The organism is Mycolicibacterium houstonense, assembly GCF_900078665.2.
In the GTDB taxonomy this organism is placed as follows: Bacteria; Actinomycetota; Actinomycetes; order Mycobacteriales; family Mycobacteriaceae; genus Mycobacterium; species Mycobacterium houstonense.
Genome location: NZ_LT546208.1, coordinates 545,577 through 565,453 on the forward strand (window position 1 = coordinate 545,577; position 19,877 = coordinate 565,453).

At 66.7% G+C, this 19,877-nt stretch carries 19 protein-coding genes and 2 pseudogenes; 7 read left to right on the plus strand and 14 right to left on the minus strand.

Going from position 1 to position 19,877, the window contains the following annotated elements:
• Nucleotides 1-54: 54 nt before the first annotated feature.
• Nucleotides 55-906, minus strand: a complete 852-nt coding sequence (locus tag BN4332_RS30705) for an endonuclease domain-containing protein (RefSeq protein WP_066903769.1) — start codon at nt 904-906, stop codon at nt 55-57.
• A 164-nt stretch (nt 907-1,070) separates the two neighbouring features.
• On the opposite strand from BN4332_RS30705, the gene BN4332_RS30710 reads away from it, so the two are divergent.
• On the plus strand, nt 1,071-2,045 hold the full coding sequence (locus BN4332_RS30710; RefSeq protein ID WP_066903935.1) for an AurF N-oxygenase family protein: 975 nt from the start codon (nt 1,071-1,073) through the stop codon (nt 2,043-2,045).
• Nucleotides 2,045-3,466 (plus strand): FAD-dependent oxidoreductase, encoded by a 1,422-nt coding sequence (locus BN4332_RS30715; protein WP_066903771.1) that lies wholly within the window; start codon nt 2,045-2,047, stop codon nt 3,464-3,466. Before BN4332_RS30710 ends, BN4332_RS30715 begins: the two co-directional genes overlap by 1 nt.
• Here BN4332_RS30715 and BN4332_RS30720 read toward each other — a convergent pair.
• The gene (locus BN4332_RS30720) at nt 3,442-4,149 is read right to left on the minus strand and encodes a TetR/AcrR family transcriptional regulator (RefSeq protein WP_066903937.1); all 708 of its coding nucleotides are present in this window, start codon (nt 4,147-4,149) and stop codon (nt 3,442-3,444) included. The two genes, BN4332_RS30715 and BN4332_RS30720, sit on opposite strands and share 25 nt — an antisense overlap.
• A gap of 81 nt (nt 4,150-4,230) precedes the next feature.
• Between BN4332_RS30720 and BN4332_RS30725 the strand changes: the two genes are divergently transcribed.
• Together BN4332_RS30725 and BN4332_RS30730 are read left to right on the plus strand one after the other, a co-directional pair.
• Nucleotides 4,231-4,803, plus strand: a complete 573-nt coding sequence (locus tag BN4332_RS30725; RefSeq protein WP_066903773.1) for a carboxymuconolactone decarboxylase family protein — start codon at nt 4,231-4,233, stop codon at nt 4,801-4,803.
• A 98-nt stretch (nt 4,804-4,901) separates the two neighbouring features.
• On the plus strand, nt 4,902-5,693 hold the full coding sequence (locus BN4332_RS30730) for a phosphatidylethanolamine N-methyltransferase family domain-containing protein (protein ID WP_066903775.1): 792 nt from the start codon (nt 4,902-4,904) through the stop codon (nt 5,691-5,693).
• A 3-nt stretch (nt 5,694-5,696) separates the two neighbouring features.
• Here the strand turns inward: BN4332_RS30730 and BN4332_RS30735 are convergent, their stop codons facing one another.
• The 12 genes and pseudogenes from BN4332_RS30735 to BN4332_RS30790 form a co-directional block, all read right to left on the minus strand.
• Complete coding sequence (locus BN4332_RS30735; protein ID WP_066903777.1) at nt 5,697-6,191, minus strand: PPOX class F420-dependent oxidoreductase; 495 nt, start codon at nt 6,189-6,191, stop codon at nt 5,697-5,699.
• Nucleotides 6,191-6,682: pseudogene (locus tag BN4332_RS30740) on the minus strand (nuclear transport factor 2 family protein); the annotation flags it as partial. The pseudogene BN4332_RS30740 and the gene BN4332_RS30735, both read right to left, overlap by 1 nt.
• Nucleotides 6,681-7,295, minus strand: a pseudogene (sigJ, locus tag BN4332_RS30745) (RNA polymerase sigma factor SigJ); the annotation flags it as partial. The pseudogenes BN4332_RS30740 and sigJ, both read right to left, overlap by 2 nt.
• A 26-nt stretch (nt 7,296-7,321) precedes the next feature.
• Nucleotides 7,322-7,672, minus strand: coding sequence for a cupin domain-containing protein (locus BN4332_RS30750; RefSeq protein WP_084459472.1), 351 nt, complete (start codon nt 7,670-7,672; stop codon nt 7,322-7,324).
• Nucleotides 7,673-7,687: 15 nt separating this feature from the next.
• Nucleotides 7,688-9,106, minus strand: a complete 1,419-nt coding sequence (locus BN4332_RS30755) for an NAD(P)/FAD-dependent oxidoreductase (protein WP_066903781.1) — start codon at nt 9,104-9,106, stop codon at nt 7,688-7,690.
• 72 nt (nt 9,107-9,178) lie between these two features.
• Entirely contained in the window at nt 9,179-10,267 is a 1,089-nt protein-coding gene (locus BN4332_RS30760; RefSeq protein ID WP_066903783.1) for an ABC transporter ATP-binding protein, read from the minus strand.
• A complete protein-coding gene (locus BN4332_RS30765) occupies nt 10,257-11,057 on the minus strand; it encodes an ABC transporter permease (protein ID WP_066903785.1) in 801 nt (266 codons plus the stop codon). The genes BN4332_RS30760 and BN4332_RS30765 overlap by 11 nt, the downstream gene beginning before the upstream one ends.
• Nucleotides 11,054-11,938, minus strand: coding sequence for an ABC transporter permease (locus BN4332_RS30770; RefSeq protein ID WP_066903787.1), 885 nt, complete (start codon nt 11,936-11,938; stop codon nt 11,054-11,056). The genes BN4332_RS30765 and BN4332_RS30770 overlap by 4 nt, the downstream gene beginning before the upstream one ends.
• Before the next feature lie 12 nt (nt 11,939-11,950).
• Nucleotides 11,951-13,075 carry an ABC transporter substrate-binding protein gene (locus BN4332_RS30775; protein ID WP_066903789.1) on the minus strand — a complete coding sequence of 375 codons (1,125 nt, stop codon included), beginning with the start codon at nt 13,073-13,075 and terminating at the stop codon, nt 11,951-11,953.
• Nucleotides 13,076-13,146: 71 nt separating this feature from the next.
• Nucleotides 13,147-13,728 carry a type II toxin-antitoxin system RelB family anti-toxin gene (locus BN4332_RS30780; protein WP_066903791.1) on the minus strand — a complete coding sequence of 194 codons (582 nt, stop codon included), beginning with the start codon at nt 13,726-13,728 and terminating at the stop codon, nt 13,147-13,149.
• 248 nt (nt 13,729-13,976) lie between these two features.
• Entirely contained in the window at nt 13,977-15,134 is a 1,158-nt protein-coding gene (locus BN4332_RS30785) for an FAD-dependent oxidoreductase (protein ID WP_235654358.1), read from the minus strand.
• 31 nt (nt 15,135-15,165) lie between these two features.
• Nucleotides 15,166-16,653 (minus strand): gamma-aminobutyraldehyde dehydrogenase, encoded by a 1,488-nt coding sequence (locus BN4332_RS30790; RefSeq protein ID WP_066903795.1) that lies wholly within the window; start codon nt 16,651-16,653, stop codon nt 15,166-15,168.
• Between the two features lie 123 nt (nt 16,654-16,776).
• On the opposite strand from BN4332_RS30790, the gene BN4332_RS30795 reads away from it, so the two are divergent.
• The 3 genes from BN4332_RS30795 (at nt 16,777) to BN4332_RS30805 (ending at nt 19,737) form a co-directional block, all read left to right on the plus strand.
• Nucleotides 16,777-17,292 carry an Lrp/AsnC family transcriptional regulator gene (locus BN4332_RS30795; protein WP_066903797.1) on the plus strand — a complete coding sequence of 172 codons (516 nt, stop codon included), beginning with the start codon at nt 16,777-16,779 and terminating at the stop codon, nt 17,290-17,292.
• Nucleotides 17,289-18,659 carry an aspartate aminotransferase family protein gene (locus BN4332_RS30800; RefSeq protein ID WP_066903799.1) on the plus strand — a complete coding sequence of 457 codons (1,371 nt, stop codon included), beginning with the start codon at nt 17,289-17,291 and terminating at the stop codon, nt 18,657-18,659. The genes BN4332_RS30795 and BN4332_RS30800 overlap by 4 nt, the downstream gene beginning before the upstream one ends.
• A gap of 88 nt (nt 18,660-18,747) precedes the next feature.
• Nucleotides 18,748-19,737 (plus strand): SMP-30/gluconolactonase/LRE family protein, encoded by a 990-nt coding sequence (locus BN4332_RS30805; protein ID WP_235654339.1) that lies wholly within the window; start codon nt 18,748-18,750, stop codon nt 19,735-19,737.
• Nucleotides 19,738-19,877: the final 140 nt, after the last annotated feature.

Here is a 19,877-nt window from a genome sequence, read left to right on the forward strand (position 1 = left end):
CTCTGCCGAACGTGAAGAAGATCGCGAGATTTCCGGGAAATCTCGCGATCTTCTTCACGTTGGGGCCCCGGCCGCGTCCAGAGCCGCGCGGGTGCGGGCGATGATCATGCGTGGGCGACGACTCAACAGGTCATTGCCGACGCGGATGATGTTCCAGCCGAGCTCCCGATACTCCGCATCCTGATCGATGTCCCTGGTGCGTTGTCTCGGATCGGTCCAGTGCTGAATGCCGTCGTACTGAACGCCGACTTGCCATTCGGGCCAACCCATGTCGATGCGGCCCACCAGCTCACCCCAATGCCCGAACACCTCGATCTGCGTTTGCGTCGGCCGCATCCCCGCCTCGGTGAACAGCAACCGGAGTCTCGTCTCCTGCGGTGATTCGGCGCCGTAGTCCGCCAGGTTGAGCACCTGCCGCAGCTGCACCAGCCCACGCGCGCCTCGGTGGACATCGATGAGGGCTTGTACGTCAACAAGTTTCAGGTCGCAGGCCTGCAACAGGGCGTCCACCCGGACGACGGCGGTGGTCAATCCTGGCCTGCGGCCGAGGTCGAAAGCAGTCCTCGCAGGCGTCGTCGCCCGGATTCGCCGAACCACGCGGACTTCGTCGTCGGTCAATCGGTCGCTGTGCAGGACGATGCCTGCGGTCTTGTGCCGGCTTGAGTGGTTCAGCTCAGCGGGATGCTTGGCGTCGATCCATTTCGAACCAAGGAGCGCGGCCGCCGACAACCCGGCCACGGTTGCACGTCGCCCCGACCACAGCCAGGCCGCGACGGCCTTGTCGACCGGCGTCAGGACAGTGCCACACGGCACGTACACGTCCCGGTGCACCATGTCGTAGCGGGTGGTCAGCTGATATCGATTGAGCTTGCCCGCCGCGAGAACTTCAGAACCCAGAAACGGCATACGACTAGGACGCGGCGCAGCTCAGCGCGGTTCCAAGCTTCGCGAACGTGAACAAGATGGCGAGATTTGGCCGGGATCTGACGATCTTCTTCACGTTCGACCCAGACATCGCCGCAGACAATTGGGTATTTACCGAGACCCTGATTCCCAGTAAATTGTGGGGCATGCAGCCCACCCACCCGACCTACGAGAACCTGCTGGACGTGCTGTCCGAGGGCTCGGTACGGCGCCGCTTCGATCCCTACCTGGACATCGCGTGGGATTCAGCCGACATGGCCATGGACCCGAACGACCCGCGCTGGGCGCTCTCCCCGAACCTCGACCCGCTGGGCGCCACCGAGTGGTACCAGAGCCAGCCGCTGGAGCGGCAGATCGAGATCGGCCGCTGGCGCACGTTGAACACCGTCAAGGTCGGCGCCGCGTTCGAGAGCATCCTGATCCGCGGGCTGATGGCCTTCATCATGAAGCTGCCCAACAACTCCCCCGAGTTCCGGTATGCGCTGCACGAGATGACCGAGGAGTGCAACCACATCCAGATGTTCCAGGAGCTGGTCAACCGCTCGGGCACGGACGTGCCGGGCATGCGGCCGCTGTTCAACCGGCTCTCGCCGTACATCGGGCTGGTCGGCCAGTACTCCCCGACGGCCTTCATGGCCGGGATCCTGGCCGGTGAGGAGCCGATCGACCACTTCCAGAAGGGCATGATCCGCGAGGGCGCCCACCTGCCGCCGGCGGTGCTGCGCACCATGCAGATCCACATCGCCGAGGAGGCCCGGCACATCTCGTGGGCCAACGAATTCCTCAAGGTGCACATGCCCGAACGGTCGCGACGGATGAAAGCGTTCGCCACGGTGGCGTTCCCGCTGACCCTGCGCTGGCTCGCCCACGAGATCATGGCGTCGCCCAAATCGTTCCGCGAACAGTTCGACATCCCCAAAGAGGTGATGCGGCAGGCCTTCTGGCGCAGCCCGCACTCGCGCAAGATCATGGCCGGATACTTCGCCGAGACCCGCGCCCTCGCCGAGGAGCTCGGGTTGATGAACCGGGTCGGCCGCTGGATGTGGAAGCGCTGCGGCATCGCCGGCGAGACGGCGCGCTACCGCGGTGTGCCCGACCGTGAAGCATTGCTGATCCGCTGATGCCACACGTCATCACCCAATCCTGTTGCAGCGACGCATCGTGCGTGTACGCCTGCCCGGTCAACTGCATCCACCCCACGCCCGACGAGCCCGACTTCCACACCGCCGAGATGCTGTACATCGATCCGGTGGAGTGCGTCGACTGCGGCGCGTGCGTGACGGCATGTCCGGTGTCCGCGATCAAACACGACGGCTCCCTGAGCCCCGGCGAGACGATCTTCGCCGAGCTCAACGCCGACTTCTATGCCGAAACCCGACCCCGGCCCCTGCTGGCGCCGGTGGTTCCACCGCTGCAGGTGCGGGCTCCGGCCGCGCCGCGGGTGGCCATCGTCGGCTCGGGACCGGCCGCCATCTACGCCGCCGACGAGATCCTGACCATCCCCGGTGCCCGGGTCCGCATCTATGAACGGCTGGACCGGCCCTATGGGCTCGCGCGTTTCGGCGTGGCACCCGACCATCGGCGCACGCGGGCGGTCACCCGGCAGTTCGACGCCATCTGCGCGGACCCGCGCCTGGATTTGGTGACCGGCGTCGAGATCGGCACCGACGTCACCCACGAGCAACTGCTCGCCGAGCACGACGCCGTCATCTACGCCGTCGGCGCATCCGCCGACCGCGCGCTGGACATACCCGGTGCCGAGTCGACGGCCTCGGCCACCGCATTCGTCGGCTGGTACAACGGCCATCCCGATTACGCCGAGCGGTCCTTCGACCTGTCACACCCGCGGGCGGTGATCGTCGGCAACGGCAACGTCGCACTCGACGTCGCCCGGATCCTGACCATCGACCCCGCGCAGCTCGATGACACCGACATCGCACCACACGCACTGGAGGCGTTGCGCCACAGCGCGATCGAAGAGGTTCTCGTGGTCGGCCGGCGCGGACCGGCCGAGTCCGCGTTCACCGTGCCCGAGCTCGTCGGGCTCTGCGGCACCCCGGGCGTCGACGTCGTGGTGGCCGAGCACGATCTGGAGTCGCTGCCCGCCACCGACCCGCGGGCCCGCGTGTTGCGCAACCGGACCCGCCGGACCGGCAACCGCCGGATCGTCCTGGAGTACCTGCAGTCGCCCACGGCGATCCTGACCGACGGCGCCGCGGTGCGCGCCGTGGAGTTCGGCCGCAACGAACTGATCGCCGGCGACGACGGCTCGCCGCGGGTGAAGCCGACCGGAGAGCTGCACACCGTCGAGGCGGGGCTGGTGCTGACGTCGATCGGTTACCGGGGTCTGCCGGTCGCCGGGCTGCCGTTCGACGACGGCGTCGTCCCCAACGACGCCGGCCGGGTCACCGGAGTGCCCGCCACGTACGTGACGGGCTGGATCAAGCGCGGGCCCACCGGGTTCATCGGTACCAACAAGTCATGCGCCCAGGAAACCGTCCGCAGCCTGATCGCCGACTACAACTCCGGACGATTGGCCTGACCGTTCACCAGACCCGCGATCACCTCGGTGAGGGGTTCCTCGCGGCTGATCTCGAACCCGGTGGCCCGGGCGGCCCCGTCCAGCACATACCAGGCGAAGTCGGCCAGGTGCACGATCATCTCGTCACGGGTGTGCGTCGGGGCCGGGCTCCGCGCCCAGGCGAACAGCGTCTCCTCGACCATCGTCACGATCGCCAGCGGCACGAGCTTGAAGGCGCTGTCGTCCACGTCGAGCGCATCGGTGATCGCGGAGATGATGCCGTCGGCCCGCTCGATCATGCGCAGTTTGAGCTCGCCGACCGCATCGAGCGACGGGTCTCCCTCGAACGTCGGCCCACTGCGGGCGAATTCGTTGAGCCGAGGGTGATCGATCATCCAATCGGCCACCGCTTCAATGGTTCTGGTCAGAACGTCCCGTAGCGAGCCGTCGGTGATGTCGAGTTTCGTGGTCAGCACACCGCCGAAATCGTCGATCAGATAGGACCGGACCCGACGCTCGAGTTCGTCCTTGCCCGAGATTTGGCGATAGATCACCGACTTGGCCACACCCGCGCGCTTGGCGATCGCGGCAACCGGGATGTCGGCGCCCGCGGGGTTCTCCTCCAGCAGCTCGATCATGGCGAGCAGCATCTGGGAGCGCCGCTCGGCGTTGTGCTGCTCCCAGCGCGCCTCGTAGCCACTCACCGACGCAGAGTAGCGCGGATCCGTCACGATCTTGCTCGCGACGGCCTGTCACACATTCGAGGGCTGTCTCGTCTGACAGGTATGACCACACGAATTGCCCCCGTGACCCCCAAACAAGCCGGCCTGCTGACCCGCGCGATGTACTGGTACGCCAAGCGCCAGTTCGGTGAGGTGCCCGAGCCGTTCACCGTGGCCGCGCACCACCCGCGGCTGATGGTCGCCAACGGCGTGCACGAGATGCTGCTGCAGGGTGGCTCCAAGAAGCTGCCCGCCAGCGTCCGTGAACTCGCGGTGTTCTGGACCGCGCGGACCGTCGGATGCTCGTGGTGCGTGGACTTCGGCTCCATGCTGATGCGGCTGGACAACCTGGACGTGGAGCGACTGAAATCGATCGACGACTACGCCACCTCACCGTTGTTCAACGACGACGAGCGCGCCGCGATCACCTACGCCAACGCCATGACCACCGACCCGCACAGTGTCACCGACGAACAGGTCGACGACCTGCGCCGGCGCTTCGGTGACGACGGCGTGATCGAGCTGACGTACCAGATCGGCGTGGAGAACATGCGGGCCCGGATGTACTCGGCCTTGGGCATCACCGAGCAGGGCTTCAACTCCGGGGATGCGTGCCGGGTTCCCTGGGCTCAGTGACCTCGCGTCGCTGGCATCACGACGCGGCGGGGTGGTAGAACACGTTACAAAACTAGCGGCACCCCGCCGCTGACCTGCCTGTTCAGCGAGGAACCACCATGCATTGGTACACCGGCGACACGTTCTACGACACGGTGCTCACCGCGGCGTTCGCGTTCGCGGCGTTCGTGATCATCGGCGGGTTTTTCGCGCAGAGTTCCTATGGGCGCTTCTCGACGACGAAACTCGGCCTGAACCTCAACCCGAAGCTCGGCTGGTGGCTGATGGAGATCCCCGCGACGGTGGTGTTCTTGATCAGCTACCTGGCCGGGCCGCAGCGGTTCGAGCCGACGTCCCTGGTGCTCGCCGGGATCTGGATGCTGCACTATGCCAATCGGGGCTGGTTCTTCCCGCTCGCGATCCGCCAGGTTCCCGGCAAGCGCGGCACCTTCAACATCTCGGTGATCGTGATGGGCATGCTCGTCACGTCCATGCACGGCTATCTCAACGGAACGCTGTTCAGCCACGACTTCTTCGGGCAGTACACCACTGCCTGGCTCACCGACCCGCGCTTCCTGGTGGGGCTGGTGATCTATCTGTGTGGATTCGCGTTGCTGGTCAACTCCGAATCGATCGTCCGGAATCTGCGCGACAAGAGCAATCCGGGCGGGGCCGAGTACCGGATTCCGTTCGGTGGCGGCTTCCGCTTCGTCACCAGCCCGGCCTATCTGGGCGAGATCATCGCCTGGTCCGGCTTCGCCGTGCTCACCTGGGCGTTGCCCGGAGTCGCCATTCTGCTGATCACAGCGGGCAACCTGATCCCGCGGGCCCTGGGAACCCACACCTGGTATCGGGACAAGTTTCCCGAGTACCCCACCGACCGCAAGGCGCTGATCCCGTACGTCTTGTGACGGTCAGGCGGGTGCGGGTGTGATCTCGATGAAAGCCATTGGCACGCCCAGGGTCTGGCTGCCGTAGTCGAGGCCGCGTTCGAGCACCTTCATGGGTGCGCTCCAATTGGCGGCGATCACCGCGTCGGCGTGCGCGTGTTCTGCCTCGGGCAGGATGCGCGCCACGGCGGCCACCACGGGCCCGGTGGGCTTGCCGCGCAGATTGCTCGCCACCACAAGAACATTCGGGTTGTTGCGAATGCGCTTGACCTTCCCGGTCGACGCATCGGTACGCACGTAGAGCTTGCCGTCGGCGATACCGTGATTGATCGGGCTCGGTACCGCTTCTCCCGATTTCTTGAAGGTCACCAAAACGATCTGCCGATGGTTCTCGAACCCGGCGAAGTCCGAACCGGTGGCGGGGCCGATGTCGAAGGCATCGCGGTGGCGCATCTTGTCCATGCCGCGGAACATCATTCGGCTGAACGTGTGAGCCAGCGTTCCTGGCTCGTTCGGCATCACCGCGCACCTCGTCGCAGCGGCGATCCGGTGAACTTGTCGGGATTGGCGATATCCCAGACCGCAGAGACCAAGCCGTCCTGGACGGTGAAGATCGTGACCCGGGGCATCATCTCGGGGTAGCCGTCGCCGGCAGGCGCACCGGTCGTATAGACGCCCAGCTGCCCGTTGACGAGCGCGAACTGACTGCCCGCCAACCAGTTCGGCCCGTACTTCTTGGACAGCCCGAGGATGAACCGGGCCACCTTGTCCGGACCGTGGATGACGCGGGCGGCGGTGGGGGCGCGACGGTTCGAATCGCCGGTGAAGGTGACGTCGGGGTGCAGCAGCCGCACGACGGCGTCGAGTTCTCCCGATGCCAGCGCGGCCATCAGCTCGCCCGCGACCTGATTGTGCAGTTCGTCGGGCGTCGACGCCGGCGGGTTGTCCGCGACCGCCTTGCGGGCCCGCGACGCCAACTGCCGGGCCGAGGCATCACTGACCCCGAGNATCGCCGGTGAAGGTGACGTCGGGGTGCAGCAGCCGCACGACGGCGTCGAGTTCTCCCGATGCCAGCGCGGCCATCAGCTCGCCCGCGACCTGATTGTGCAGTTCGTCGGGCGTCGACGCCGGCGGGTTGTCCGCGACCGCCTTGCGGGCCCGCGACGCCAACTGCCGGGCCGAGGCATCACTGACCCCGAGCACCTCGGCGATCTCGGTGAACGGCACGCCGAACCCGTCGTGCAACACGAAGGCCACCCGCTGATCGGGGGTGAGACGTTCCAGCACCACCATCGCCGCGAACCGGGCGTCCTCCCCGGCCACCACCGCGTTCAGTGGATCGTCGGCGTCGAATCCGGTGACCACGGGTTCGGGCAGCCATTCCCCGCAATACGCCTCGCGCCGATGCGCGGCCGAGCGCAGCCGGTCCAGGCCGAGCCGGCTCACCACCGTGGTCAACCAGGCCCGTAGATCGGCGATCTGAGTGCGATTGGCATCCCAGCGGATCCACGCATCCTGGACGATGTCCTCGGCGTCGGCGAAGGTCCCGGTGAGCCGATAAGCCACGGCCAGCAGATGCGGCCGCAGCTCCTCGAACTCACCGATCCGAGCGCTCGCGGTCATAGGCCCAGTTTAGGGCGGCTGTGCGGTCACACCGGAGCGCCCTCAGCCACCATCACGTAGGTCTTGCGAATCGTCTCCTTGACGAACCACGTTCCCCGCCAGCCGCGGGGCAGCACTAGCAGCGTGCCGGGCCCGATGTCGGCGCTGACCCCGTCCTCGCCGACCACCCTGCCGGAGCCGGAGATGATGTGACACACCTCGGTCGCACCGGACCGGTCGGCGGTGAACTCCCCCGGATCGCATTCCCAAACCCCGGTGTCGGTCACCGCATCGGCCCAGACCGAGATCGATGACTCCAGCTGACCGGTGACGCTCGTCGGTTTGGGTTGCGGTTGAGGCATGTCGACCGTGCTCGCGTCAACAGAAAGCAGCTTCACACTCGTCTCCATCGGTCAGCGCCCCGTGATCTTGTTGGCCACCCGCGCCAGTCCGCTGGTGCCGGCAAGGCCGCGGGTCGACTCGCGCCGGTCAGCGGTCCGGTAGAGCGCATACATCGCCTGCACCCCGAGCCACCGCAGTGGCTCCGGCTCCCACTTGCGGACGCGTCGCCCCACCCAAGGCAGCCGGGTGAGCGCGGTGTCGCGCCCGAGCACCAGGTCGGCCAGGGTGTGCCCGGCCAGGTTGGTGGTGGTCAAACCGCTTCCGACATAACCGCCCGCGGTGCCCAGCCCGCTGGCGCGGTTGAAGTCCACCGTGGCAGTCCAATCGCGCGGCACCCCGAGCACACCACACCACGCGTGTTCGATCGGGACGTCGCGGGTGGCCGGGAACATGTCGCGGACCAGCGCACCGAGAGCCTCGATGGTCCACTGCTGGGTGGCTCCGCGGTGATCGAGCGCCGATCCGAAGCGGTAAGGAATGCCACGGCCGCCCAGTGCGATTCGATTGTCGGCGGTGCGCTGGGCGTACATGTAGCCGTGCGCGTAATCGCCGAGCAGTTCGGCACCCTTCCAGCCCACCTGGTCCAGCACCGAGTCGGGCAACGGCTCGGTCACCACCATCGAGGAGTTCATCGGCAGCCACGCCCGGCGCTGACCGGGCATGGTCGCGGTGAAGCCCTCGAGGCAGCGCAGCACGACGGGTGCCCGCACGTCACCGCGGACCGTGATGGCCCGGCCCGGTTTGATGTCGGTCACCTCGGTCTGCTCGTAGATCGCCACGCCCATGCCCTCGACCACGCGGGCCAGGCCGACGACCAGCTTGGCCGGCTGCACACGCGCGCAGTGCGGGGTGAACAGGGCACCCATGGCGCCCTCGACCCGGATGCGGGCATTGGACTCGTCTCCGCTGAGCACCACGAAGTCGTCCTCGGTGGCTCCCCAGCTCCGCTCGAAGTCGAGCGATTCGCGCAGCCGGCCCATCTGCGCCTGGTTACGCGCCACGTGCAGCACGCCGTCCTTGACGATGTCGGCATCGATGTCTTCGGATTTCGCCACGCCGATGACCTCGTCGACGGCACCGCGCATCGCGCGCATGAGCTCGACGACTCCGTTGTGTCCGTGGGTCGAGGCATAGGCGTCGCGGGACCCCGCGAGTTCGGCGGACAGCCATCCGCCGTTGCGTCCGGACGCCCCGAACCCGGCGAACTCCTTCTCCAGCATGACGATTCGAAGGTCCGGCTGTTCGCGCTTGAGGTAGTACGCCGCCCACAAGCCGGTCAGTCCGGCGCCGACGATGCAGACGTCGGCTTCGAGCGAGCCGGGCAGCGGGGCTCGCGATTCGGGAAAACCCGCCGCGCGATACCAGAACGACACGCTGCCGTTCACGAAGTCATTGGCGAGACCGCTGGTCGTACGACCGTCGGGGGACATCTTGGTTCTCCTGTATTCGTGGCTTTTATCGGTGAGTTGGAGTCGACGCGCGGGTGGGCACGGCGACGGGTGTCAGGCCTCGGCGGGCAGGATCGTCGCGACGTCAGGATCGAACGTCAGCCAAACCTGTTGTCCCGCACGGGCAGAGGTGATGCTGTCCGCACTTTCCCGGACCAGGGCGATGGTGCCGTCGGGCAGGCTCACCTCGACCTTCCGTGAGTTGCCCAAGTAGATCTCCTGGATCACGGTGCCCGGGACCGCGTTGACGACATCGGGCTCCGCGTCTCCGACGACGATGCGCAGACGTTCCGGCCGGACCACCACGGCCACGGCGTCACCGCCTGCCGCGTCACCCCGGCCGGCCTCGATGCGACGGCCATAGGCATTCACCGCGCGGCCATCCTCGAGCTTTCCGTAGAACAGCGACGACTCGCCGAGGAAGCGGGCCACGAAGATGCTCTTCGGGTGCTCGTAAAGGTCGGTCGGTGAACCGATCTGCTCGATCCGTGCCTTGTTGAACACCGCGATGCGGTCCGACAGCACCAACGCCTCATCCTGGTCGTGAGTGACGTAGACGAACGTGGTGCCGAGTTCGCCGTGGATGCGCTTGATCTCCAGTTGCAGTGAGTCCCGCAGCTTCTTGTCCAGCGCGCCCAGCGGCTCATCCATGAGCAGCACCCGCGGCTCGTAGACCATGGCCCGGGCGAAGGCGACCCGCTGCTGCTGGCCACCGGACAGTTCCTTGGGCATCCGCTTGCCGTAGCCGTCGAGGCCCACGGTCTGCAGGGCGGAGGCCACCTTCTCGCGGCGTTGCGCCTTGGGCATCTTGCGCTGTCGCAGTGGGTATTCCACGTTGTCGAACACCGTCATGTGCGGGAACAGCGCGTAGTGCTGGAACACCATGCCGATGTCGCGACGGTACGGCGGGAGATCCGCGACCGGCCGGCCGTCGATCAGCAACTCGCCCGACGTGACATCGGCGAAGCCGGCGATCATATTCAGCGTGGTCGTCTTGCCCGATCCGCTGGGCCCGAGCAGGGTGAGGAACTCACCCGGGCGGGCATCGAGGTCGATGGCGTCGACGGCCTTCTCCGAGCCGTAGGTCTTGGTCAAGCGCCGCAAGGTGATCGACGCACCGTGCGGAGTGTTGTCAGTGGACACGATTCCTCCTGCGCGAGTAGATGCCCGCAACGATGGTCAGACATGTGGTGAGGACGAGAATGAGGGTGGCGGCCGCGGCGATGGTGGGATCGGTGTCACGAGTGACCGAGGCGTACATCTTGACCGGCAGCGTCTGCAGGTACGGGCTCTGGATGAACAGCGAGAGGACCACCTCGTCGAAGCTCGTCGCGAACGCGAACAGTGCGCCCGACAGCACGCCCGGGGCCACCAGCGGCAGGGTGACGGTCCGGAAGGTGGTCCAGCGGCCCGCGCCGCAGATCGCGGCCGCATCCTCCAGTCGCCGGTCGAAGCCCTGCAGGCTGGCCATCACCGGGACGATGACGAAGGGCAGCGCCAACATGGTGTGCGCGACGACGAAGCCGAACAGGGTGCCGAGCAGGTTCAGCCTCAGGAACAACGCATAGAGGCCGACCGCCACGACGATCACCGGAACGACCATGGGAGCCAACAGGAACGCGCGGATCCCCTGCCGGCCGGCCAGCCCGGTGCGGCTGAGCGCCACTGCCGCGGCGGTACCCAACACCGTGGCGAAGATCGCCACCAGGACACCGACCTCCAGGCTTGCCCGCAGGGCCGCGATCCACGCCGGATCCTGGAAGAAGGCCTGATACCACCGGGTCGACCAGCCACTGGGTGGGAAGGCGAACGAGGGCCGGTCGGTGAAACTCAGCGGGATGACGACCAATGACGGTGCGATGAGCCATAATCCGACTCCGGCACAGAAGAGTCCGAGCAGGACGTTCCAGCAGGTTCTTGCGTAGCGGGTCATGCCGCGCGCTCCTTCCGGCTCCGGCGCAACAGGTACATCAGGGCGGCCAGCACTCCGAAGGTGACCAGAAGCAGCACCACGCCCATCGCCCCGCCCTTGCCCCAGGCCAGCAGGCTGGTGACCTGCACGTAGATCTGTTGGCTGATCAGCGCGTCGTCCGGGGCGCCGAGCAGCGCGGGGGTGACGTAGAAGCCCAGGCTGCTGATGAACACCATCAGGCAGCCGGCCCCGACGCCGGGCAGCGACAGCGGTGCCCAGATCCGCACGAACGAGATGACCGGGCGGGCACCGAGACTCGACGATGCGAGCACGAGCCGGCGGTCGATCCCCGACATCACCGCGTACAGCGGCAACACCATGAACGGCAGCAGGATCTGGCTCATGCCGATGACCACGCCGAGATTGGTACGAAGCAGCGGCACACTGCCGAGTCCGACGAACGACAGCAAGGTCTGGATCGGCCCGCCGTCCTCGAGCAGGATCACCCAGGCGAAGGTGCGCACCATCAGGCTGGTCCAGAACGGCACCAGCACGATCAGCGTCAGCGCGATGCGCACCGCCGGCCCGAACGCGACCATGGCGTAGGCGTACGGGTAACCGAGGATCAGGCAGATCACCGTGACCTCGAGGCCGGTGGTGAAGGTCCGCACCAACACGCTGCGCTGCACGGAATCACCCAGGTACCAGGCGAAGTTGCCGAACCCGAGTTCCGGATCACTGAACGCCTGCCAGAACATGATCACCAGCGGCAGGCCGAAGACCCCGACCACGAGCAGGATCGACGGCAGCAACAGGCCGATCTCGCTCAGCCTCCGACCGGTGGTCGCGGGCGCCGCTTCGGGTTTGGGCGGCGCGCCCGCGAGAACATCGACCATCGACATGCGACGAACCTCCTACCCGGCGAGCCAGGCCGTGTACTTGGACGCGATCTCTTCCTGGTGTTCGGCCCAGTAGTCGAGATTCAGCGGGAAGCGGTCCTTCTCCCGCTCCGGCGTGGTGGTCAGGTAAGACCGGGCCAGATCGTCGAGTTGCGGCTTGGCGTCCACATTGATCGGGCTGTAGGACGTCAGCTCGGCCAGCTTGGCCTGCTGCTCGGCGCCCAGGTAGAAGTTGATCAACGCCATGGACGCCTTGGGATTCCGCGCGCCGATGGGCACGGCGATCGTGTCGGCTTCGGGCATCCACTGGTCCCACATCGGAGCGAACGGGGCACCGTTCTTGACGGCCGAGTACGCCCGACCGCTCCACACCAACGCCATGTCGACCTGGCCGGACTCGATGAGCTGTTGTGACTGTGCGCCGGTGGTCCAGAAGATGGTGTCGTTGCGGATGCTGTTCATCTTCGCCAGGGCCCGGTCCATGTCGATCGGGTACATCGCGTCCGCGGCGACACCGTCGGCGAGCAGCGCGCCCTCGAGGACGCCGGGGTCGAGTTCACCGGGCACGCCTTCGATGGCCCGCTTACCGGGGAACTTGGTCGTGTCGTAGAAGTCGGCCCAGGTCTTCGGCGGGTTCGCCCCGTACTTCTGGGTGTTGTAAACCACGATCAGGCCGTAACCCATTGCGGGGACCGAACAGTCGTCGGTCTTGGTACCCGGCGGCAGCTTGCTGATGTCGACGATGCTGGTGTCCAGCGGCATGAACAACGTGCCGCAGTTCTTGGCGGTGAACACGTTGGTGCTGTCCACCACGTCCCAGGTCACATTCTTGGAGTCGACCTGGGCCTTGATCTTCGAGTTCTCGGTAGGCCCGTCCTGCAACACTTTTGCGCCGGACTGCGCGGCGAACGGTTCGATGGCCGCCTTCGTCTGCCCGTCCTGGAAGATGCCGCCGTACGACACGAACGTCAGGGTCATGCCCTTGAGCGCGCCTTCCTTGACGGTGCCGGCCTGCGGCGGCCCGCTCCCCAGATCCACGTCGGTGGCCTGGCCCGGGCCTGCCGGCGTGCACGCGGTGGCCAGCAGCACGCCGGCGGCGCCGATGGCGGTCACACTGCGGGTGACACGTGACTTGTTCATGGGTCTCCTTTGAATCTGGGCGGAAAGGTGTGCGCGGATGTGGGCACATCCGCAACGGGACGAGCGGCCCGTCAAGTCGGCCAGTCGGTCGGGGGGCTGACAATCCAGATGAGTTCGACTGGTGCGTCACTCAGGTTGTGCACGGTGTGTGGCATGGACGTGCGGTACTCCGCGCTGTCGCCCGGCTCGAGCACGAAACGCTCGCCATCGAGCTCCAGGGTGGGGGTGCCGGCGATGACGATCAGGATCTCTTGTGCGTCGCCGTGCACGTAGGCCTCACCCGCGCTGGACCCGGGCGACAGTTCGCCCGCGTACACCTCAAGGTTTCGCAGCGGCTTTTGCGACAGCAGGTATTTCGAGCTCAGCTCGGACACCTCGATCGTCGGTCGAGCCGCCTTGCGCAGGATGCGGACATCGGTGACCTCGTCGTCGGTGAACAGGTCGGGCAGCACGATGCCGAGCGACTGCGCCAACCGGCGCAACGTGCCGACGCTCGCGTTGACCTGCCCACGTTCGACCTGGCTGAGAAAGCCCGGAGAGATGCCCGCGCGATCGGCCAACTGGCGAAGCGACATCTTCCGCGCGGCCCGGAACTGGCGGATCCGGGCACCTACCACGGTGTCCACCGTCTCGGCGGGATCGGTTGCCGTCATGTCGAACTCATATCGAAAAGTCCGTTCGTCACCTAAGAGCAAGAGAGTTGACTTCAACGAACACTTTGTTCGCTGGTGCCGAACTCTATGTCTGCTCCACAGGCCGGCGCAAGGTGTGCATCACACTTCCAACACTTTGTGGGATGAATCACATAACCCTGATATCGGCAGAGCAAACCTGATTTGGCGACGTTTTACGTTGCCGAAGACGCCATCGGCGACTGATTCCGATCGCCCGCGGGAAGGCTCTAGTGCCTGCCGAGCACGTTCGGCCCGGTGCGCACCGGCAGGCCCTCGGCGAACCGCGTCAGCGACCACGCGGCCACATCGGCGTCCGGTGTGTGCCCCTCGGCCAGATCGGCGAGCACTTCGCCCATCAGCGCCGAGTATTTGAAGCCCTCCCCCGAGTCGCCACAGGCGATGACGATCCCGCCGTCGAGCCGATCGACGACGAAGCTGCCGTCGGGAGAGTCGGTCCAACTGCAGACCTGGGCGCCCAGCACCGTCGGAACGATCGCAGGCAGGTCGCTCCGCACCCGTTCGCGTAGCACGGCCGTACGACCCTCATCGGGTGTCCGGTCGAGATCGCCTTTGCGGTAATCCCGCAGCGGGGCATCCAACCCGATCTTGTAGCCGGCGCCGGGTGAAGGCATCGCATAGATGCCGGGCCGGTCGCCGGCCGGCCCGTCGAACAGACACGGAAAGTCGTCGGCGGCACCGGCATTGGCCGGATCGCCGAAATACACCACCTGCTCCAGGTACGGATGCAGCGGAAGGTCGATGCCGAGAGGCTCCAACAGCGGCCCCGCCCCCGGGCCGGCCGCGATCACCGCGACATCGGCATCGATCGTGTCGTCGCCGGAGTCGTCGGACAGCACCACGCGGACGCCGCCGGCGGCGTTCTCGACGCGCACCACATCGCGTTCGAGAATCCTTGCGCCGGAAGTACTCTGGAAGATCTTCAGTTGGGCCTTGAGCGATTCCGCGGCCAGCACGACGCCGGCCACCGGTTGCCAGAGCGCGCCGCGTCCGTCGCCGCGCAGACCGGGAAAGAACCGGTCCACATCATCGTGGTCCACGCTGGTGTATCCGACACCGAGCCCGTCCAGCGTCGACGCCACGGCCGGCAGTGACACGTCGTCGCGCCACAGCAGGCCCCGGGTGAGGAACACCGGGGTTCCCGCGCGCTCGGCGAGGCGGCGCATCGCGTCGATGCCACGCTGGGCCATCCGCACCCGGAGTGTGTCCGGGTCGGCGAGTCGCCACAGTCGCGTCGTTCCCGCCGACGACGACAGGCCGTTGAGCGGCCCGTAACGATCGATCAGCGTCACCCGGTGACCGCGGCGGGCGAGTTCTGCCGCGGTGGGCAGACCCCAGGCGCCCGCGCCGACCACCACACACGTCATGGTCACGGCAGTATGCCTCCCGTCGCGAATGTCAGCGCTTGCTGAAAATCGTGCGGTGCCACTCCTTTTCGGCGACGCCGGTGATGTCGCTCATCACGTGCTTGATGGTGAGGTACTCCTCGAACGAGTAGTCGCTCATGTCCTTACCGAAGCCGGAGGCACCGACACCGCCGTGCGGCATCTCGCTGATGATCGGGATGTGGTCGTTGACCCACACACAACCCGCGTTGATCTCGCGGGACGCCCGCTGCGCCCGGTAGACATCGCGGGTCCAGGCCGATGCGGCCAGGCCATAGGCGGTGTCGTTGGCCTGGCGGATCGCGTCGTCATCGTCGGTGAACGCCCGCACCGTCAGCACGGGGCCGAAGATCTCGTCGCGGTACACCTCGGAGGTTTCGGCGACATCGGCGATCAGCGTGGGCCGGTAGAACGCGCCGGGCAGGTCGGGTGCCGCGCCGCCGGTGACCACACGGCCGCCCTGCTGCGGGGCCCGGGCCACCATGCCCGCCACCTTGTCGCGATGCGCGAACGAGATCAGCGGGCCCAGGTCGGTGTCGGGATCGTGGGGGTCGCCGACGACGATCTTGCTCATCACCTCGGCGACCCCGGCGACGAAGTCGTCGTACAGGTCGCGGGACACGATCGCCCGGGTGGCCGCGGTGCAGTCCTGTCCGGTGTTGATCAGCGACCCGGCCACCGCGCCCTGGATCGCGGCGTCCAGGTCCGCATCGTCGAACACCACGAACGGAGCCTTGCCGCCCAGTTCAAGCTGGGTGCGGTGACCGTGCACCGCGGCGGCGGCCATCACCTTGCGGCCGACCGGAGTGGAGCCGGTGAACGTCACGACGTCGACGTCACGGTGCCCGGCCAGGGCGGTGCCGACGTCGGCGCCACCGCCGGTGACCACGTTGAACACCCCGTCGGGCAGGCCGGCCTCGGTGGCCAGCCGGGCCAGGGTCAGAGTGGTCAGCGGGGTGATCTCGGCCGGTTTGATGACGACGGAACAGCCGGCCGCCAGCGCCGGGATGACCTTCCACACCGCCATCTGCAGCGGATAGTTCCAGGGAGTGATGGTGGCGACGACGCCGACGGCCTCGCGGCGAATGCTGGAGGTGTGGTCGCCGGAGTATTCGGCGGTGGCCTTGCCTTCCAGGTGGCGGGCGGCACCGGCGAAGAAGTCGATGTTGTCGACGCTGCCGGGCACGTCGAACTCGGTGGCCAGCCGCATGGGCTTGCCGGTCTGGCTCACCTCCTCGGCCGCCAGTTGTTCGGCGTGCTCATCGGCCAGCTTGGCGAGCTTGGCCAGTACGGCCGAGCGCTCCGCGGGCGTCGCCTTCGACCAGCTCGGGAATGCCTTGCGCGCCGCTTCGACGGCGTTGTCCACATCGGCCGGGGTGGCCAGGGCGTAGTCGGCGACGGCCTGGCCGGTGGCCGGGTCGATGATCTGGTGGGTCGGCCCCGTGGTCGCCACCGGTGCACCGTTGATCCAACTGCTTGTCACATTCACTGCCACGCTCATGGGGCCCCACGGTAACCCACGCCACATTTAATCTCTACGCATTCCCGCGCCAGAGCCGGGTTTGAACGAAGGATTTCATCGATTCGGTTGCCCTAAACGACGGATTCCGTGCACAATCGGTGCATGACCAACCCTGAGGGTGACGACCTTCAGCCAGTGCCGCTGCGGGTGAACCACAATTCTCGCACCGCCTTTCAGCTCGACGAACTGTCGAAGGCGATCATCGAGAAGTTGCAGGCCGACGGCCGCCGCTCGTATGCCGGAATCGGCAAGGCCGTGGGCCTGTCCGAGGCCGCGGTACGCCAGCGTGTACAGCGCATGGTCGACGCCGGGGTCATGCAGATCGTCGCGGTGACCGATCCGCTGCAGCTCGGGTTCGCCCGCCAGGCGATGATCGGCATCCGCTGCACCGGCGACACCCTCAAGTTGGCGGAGAAACTGTCGGCCATCGAGGCCGTGGACTACGTCGTGCTGACCGCCGGGTCCTTCGACGCCATCTGCGAGGTGGTCTGCGAGGACGACGACAGCCTGCTCGAGCTTCTCAACACCCAGATCCGATCCTTGCCGGGAGTGATAACCACCGAAACCCTCGTCTACTTGAAACTCGTTAAACAGCAATACAATTGGGGAACTCGATGAGTGTCACTGAAAAATCCGATCTAGCAAGCAAAGCCAACCGCCACCTGTGGGGCCATTTCGCCCGGCACGGCGAGGGCATCACCCCGCCGATCATCACCCACGGCGAGGGTGCCCGCATCTTCGACGACAAGGGCAAGAGCTACATCGACGGCCTGTCCGGTCTCTTCGTGGTCCAGGTCGGCCACGGCCGCAAGGAACTTGCCGAGGCCGCCGCCAAGCAGGCCGAGAAGCTGTCCTTCTTCCCGCTGTGGTCCTATGCCACGCCGCCGGCCATCGAACTGGCCGAGCGCATCGCCAACTACGCACCGGGCGATCTCAACCGGGTCTTCTTCACCACCGGCGGCGGTGAGGCCGTCGAGAGCGCCTGGAAGCTGGCCAAGCAGTACTTCAAGCTGACCGGCAAACCCGGTAAGCACAAGGTGGTTTCGCGTTCGATCGCCTACCACGGCACCCCGCAGGGCGCGCTGGCGATCACCGGCATCCCGGCGTTCAAGGCACCGTTCGAGCCGCTGACCCCCGGCGGTTTCCGGGCGCCGAACACCAACTTCTACCGCGCACCCGCCGAATACGCACACGACGAAAAGGTTTTCGGCCGCTACTGCGCCGACCGCATCGCCGAGGCCATCGAGTTCGAGGGTCCCGAGACCGTGGCCGCGGTGTTCCTGGAGCCGGTGCAGAACGCCGGTGGCTGCTTCCCGCCGCCGCCGGGATACTTCGAGCGGGTCCGCGAGATCTGCGACGAGTACGACGTGCTGCTGGTGTCCGACGAGGTGATCTGCGCCTACGGCCGGATCGGCTCGATGTTCGCCTGCGACGACTTCGGTTACGTTCCCGACATCATCACCAGCGCCAAGGGCCTGACGTCGGGCTACTCACCGCTGGGCGCGATGATCGCCAGCGACCGGCTGTTCGAGCCGTTCAACGACGGCAAGACGGTGTTCGGCCATGGCTATACCTTTGGCGGGCATCCGGTTTCGTCGGCGGTGGCGATGGCCAACCTCGACATCTTCGAGCGCGAGGGCATCAACGACCACGTCAAGGAAGCGGCCCCGGCGTTCCGGGCCACCCTGGAGAAGCTCTACGACCTGCCGATCGTCGGCGACGTCCGCGGTGAGGGCTTCTTCTACGGCATCGAGCTGGTCAAGGACAAGGCCACCAAGGAAACGTTCAACGACGAAGAGTCGGAGCGGCTGCTGCGCGGGTTCCTGACCCCGGCGCTGTGGGAGGCCGGCTTGTACTGCCGCGCCGACGACCGTGGTGACCCAGTGATCCAGCTGGCCCCGCCGCTGATCAGCGGGCAGGCCGAGTTCGACGCGATCTACGAGATCCTGCACGGCGTGCTGACCGAGGCAGGCAAGCTGCTGTAGTCCGAGCACCTTGCGCGAAACGGCATTCCGGCAGAACAAGTTCGAGTAACCCTCTGCCGGAATGCCGTTTCGGCGGCAGACTGGCAGCGTGCCGCGCAAGCCACCCATCGATCCGGTCCGCTGGACTCCGCCACCCATCGACCCACTGCGGGATTTCGGCCCGGCCGAGTTGACCCTGGTGCCGATGCCCGGCGACGGGCCGGAAGACGTCGTCGTCGATACCGCCGGGCAGCTGTGGACCGGACTGGTCGACGGACGGATCGTGCGGGTGTCCCCCGGCGGGGGCACCTCCGTCGTCGCCGATACCGGCGGGCGTCCACTCGGGATGCACGTCGCCCGCGACGGCCGGATCCTGATCTGCGACAGCCACCGCGGACTCCTGGCGCTGGATCCCGGCTCGGGCGCGCTGGACGTGCTGGTGCGCGATGTCGACGGACGACCGTTACGGTTCTGTTCGAATGTCACCGAGACAGCCGACGGGACAATCTATTTCACCGAGTCGACGAGCCAGTTCCACTTCGAACACTTCGCCGGTGCGGTCATGGAGGCCCGCGGCCGGGGCAGTTTGTTCCGGCTGGATACCGACGGCTCCGTCACCACACTGGTGAAAGGCCTGTACTTCGCCAACGGCGTCACCGTCACCGCCGATGAAGCGGCGTTGGTATTCGCCGAAACGCAGGGCCGGCGGCTGTCGAAGTATTGGTTGACCGGTCCGCAGGCCGGGACGGTGACACCACTGGCGGCGCATCTGCCGGGGTATCCGGACAACATCTCCACCGGTGCCGACGGCCGGATCTGGGTGGCGATGGTATCCGCGCCGAACGCCGCCGCCGAGGCGCTCGCGCCGCGCGCTCCGGTGATCCGAAAACTGCTGTGGCGGTTGCCCGAACGCCTCCAACCCAAGATCCGGCCGCAAGTCTGGGTACTGGCATTCGACGCCGAGACCGGCGAAGCCGTCGCGGGTGTCCGCACCACACGTCCGGACTTCGGCACCGTCACCGGTGTCGTCGAATCCGCGGGCCGGCTCTGGATGTCGACGATCGGTTTCCCTGCACTGGCCTACACCGACCTGGGTTGACGCTGCGGTCACGTGTCCGCCCGCATCGTTGACACCTGGTTTATCGTTGGTTTCAGGGGGACGGCCCCTTCGGTGGTGTGATCTTGGACAATTGCGCTCATTGACTTGGTCCGTCCCCCTCCCCCTTTCTCGGCCTCGGC

Bases quoted from the DNA above. Each gene is read 5' to 3' on its own strand.
- BN4332_RS30705 (WP_066903769.1), bottom strand. From the start codon at position 906: ATGCCGTTTCTGGGTTCTGAAGTTCTCGCGGCGGGCAAGCTCAATCGA.
- BN4332_RS30710 (WP_066903935.1), top strand. From the start codon at position 1,071: ATGCAGCCCACCCACCCGACCTACGAGAACCTGCTGGACGTGCTGTCC.
- BN4332_RS30715 (WP_066903771.1), top strand. From the start codon at position 2,045: ATGCCACACGTCATCACCCAATCCTGTTGCAGCGACGCATCGTGCGTG.
- BN4332_RS30725 (WP_066903773.1), top strand. From the start codon at position 4,231: ATGACCACACGAATTGCCCCCGTGACCCCCAAACAAGCCGGCCTGCTG.
- BN4332_RS30730 (WP_066903775.1), top strand. From the start codon at position 4,902: ATGCATTGGTACACCGGCGACACGTTCTACGACACGGTGCTCACCGCG.
- BN4332_RS30735 (WP_066903777.1), bottom strand. From the start codon at position 6,191: ATGCCGAACGAGCCAGGAACGCTGGCTCACACGTTCAGCCGAATGATG.
- BN4332_RS30755 (WP_066903781.1), bottom strand. From the start codon at position 9,106: ATGTCCCCCGACGGTCGTACGACCAGCGGTCTCGCCAATGACTTCGTG.
- BN4332_RS30765 (WP_066903785.1), bottom strand. From the start codon at position 11,057: ATGACCCGCTACGCAAGAACCTGCTGGAACGTCCTGCTCGGACTCTTC.
- BN4332_RS30770 (WP_066903787.1), bottom strand. From the start codon at position 11,938: ATGTCGATGGTCGATGTTCTCGCGGGCGCGCCGCCCAAACCCGAAGCG.
- BN4332_RS30775 (WP_066903789.1), bottom strand. From the start codon at position 13,075: ATGAACAAGTCACGTGTCACCCGCAGTGTGACCGCCATCGGCGCCGCC.
- BN4332_RS30780 (WP_066903791.1), bottom strand. From the start codon at position 13,728: ATGACGGCAACCGATCCCGCCGAGACGGTGGACACCGTGGTAGGTGCC.
- BN4332_RS30785 (WP_235654358.1), bottom strand. From the start codon at position 15,134: ATGACGTGTGTGGTGGTCGGCGCGGGCGCCTGGGGTCTGCCCACCGCG.
- BN4332_RS30790 (WP_066903795.1), bottom strand. From the start codon at position 16,653: ATGAGCGTGGCAGTGAATGTGACAAGCAGTTGGATCAACGGTGCACCG.
- BN4332_RS30795 (WP_066903797.1), top strand. From the start codon at position 16,777: ATGACCAACCCTGAGGGTGACGACCTTCAGCCAGTGCCGCTGCGGGTG.
- BN4332_RS30800 (WP_066903799.1), top strand. From the start codon at position 17,289: ATGAGTGTCACTGAAAAATCCGATCTAGCAAGCAAAGCCAACCGCCAC.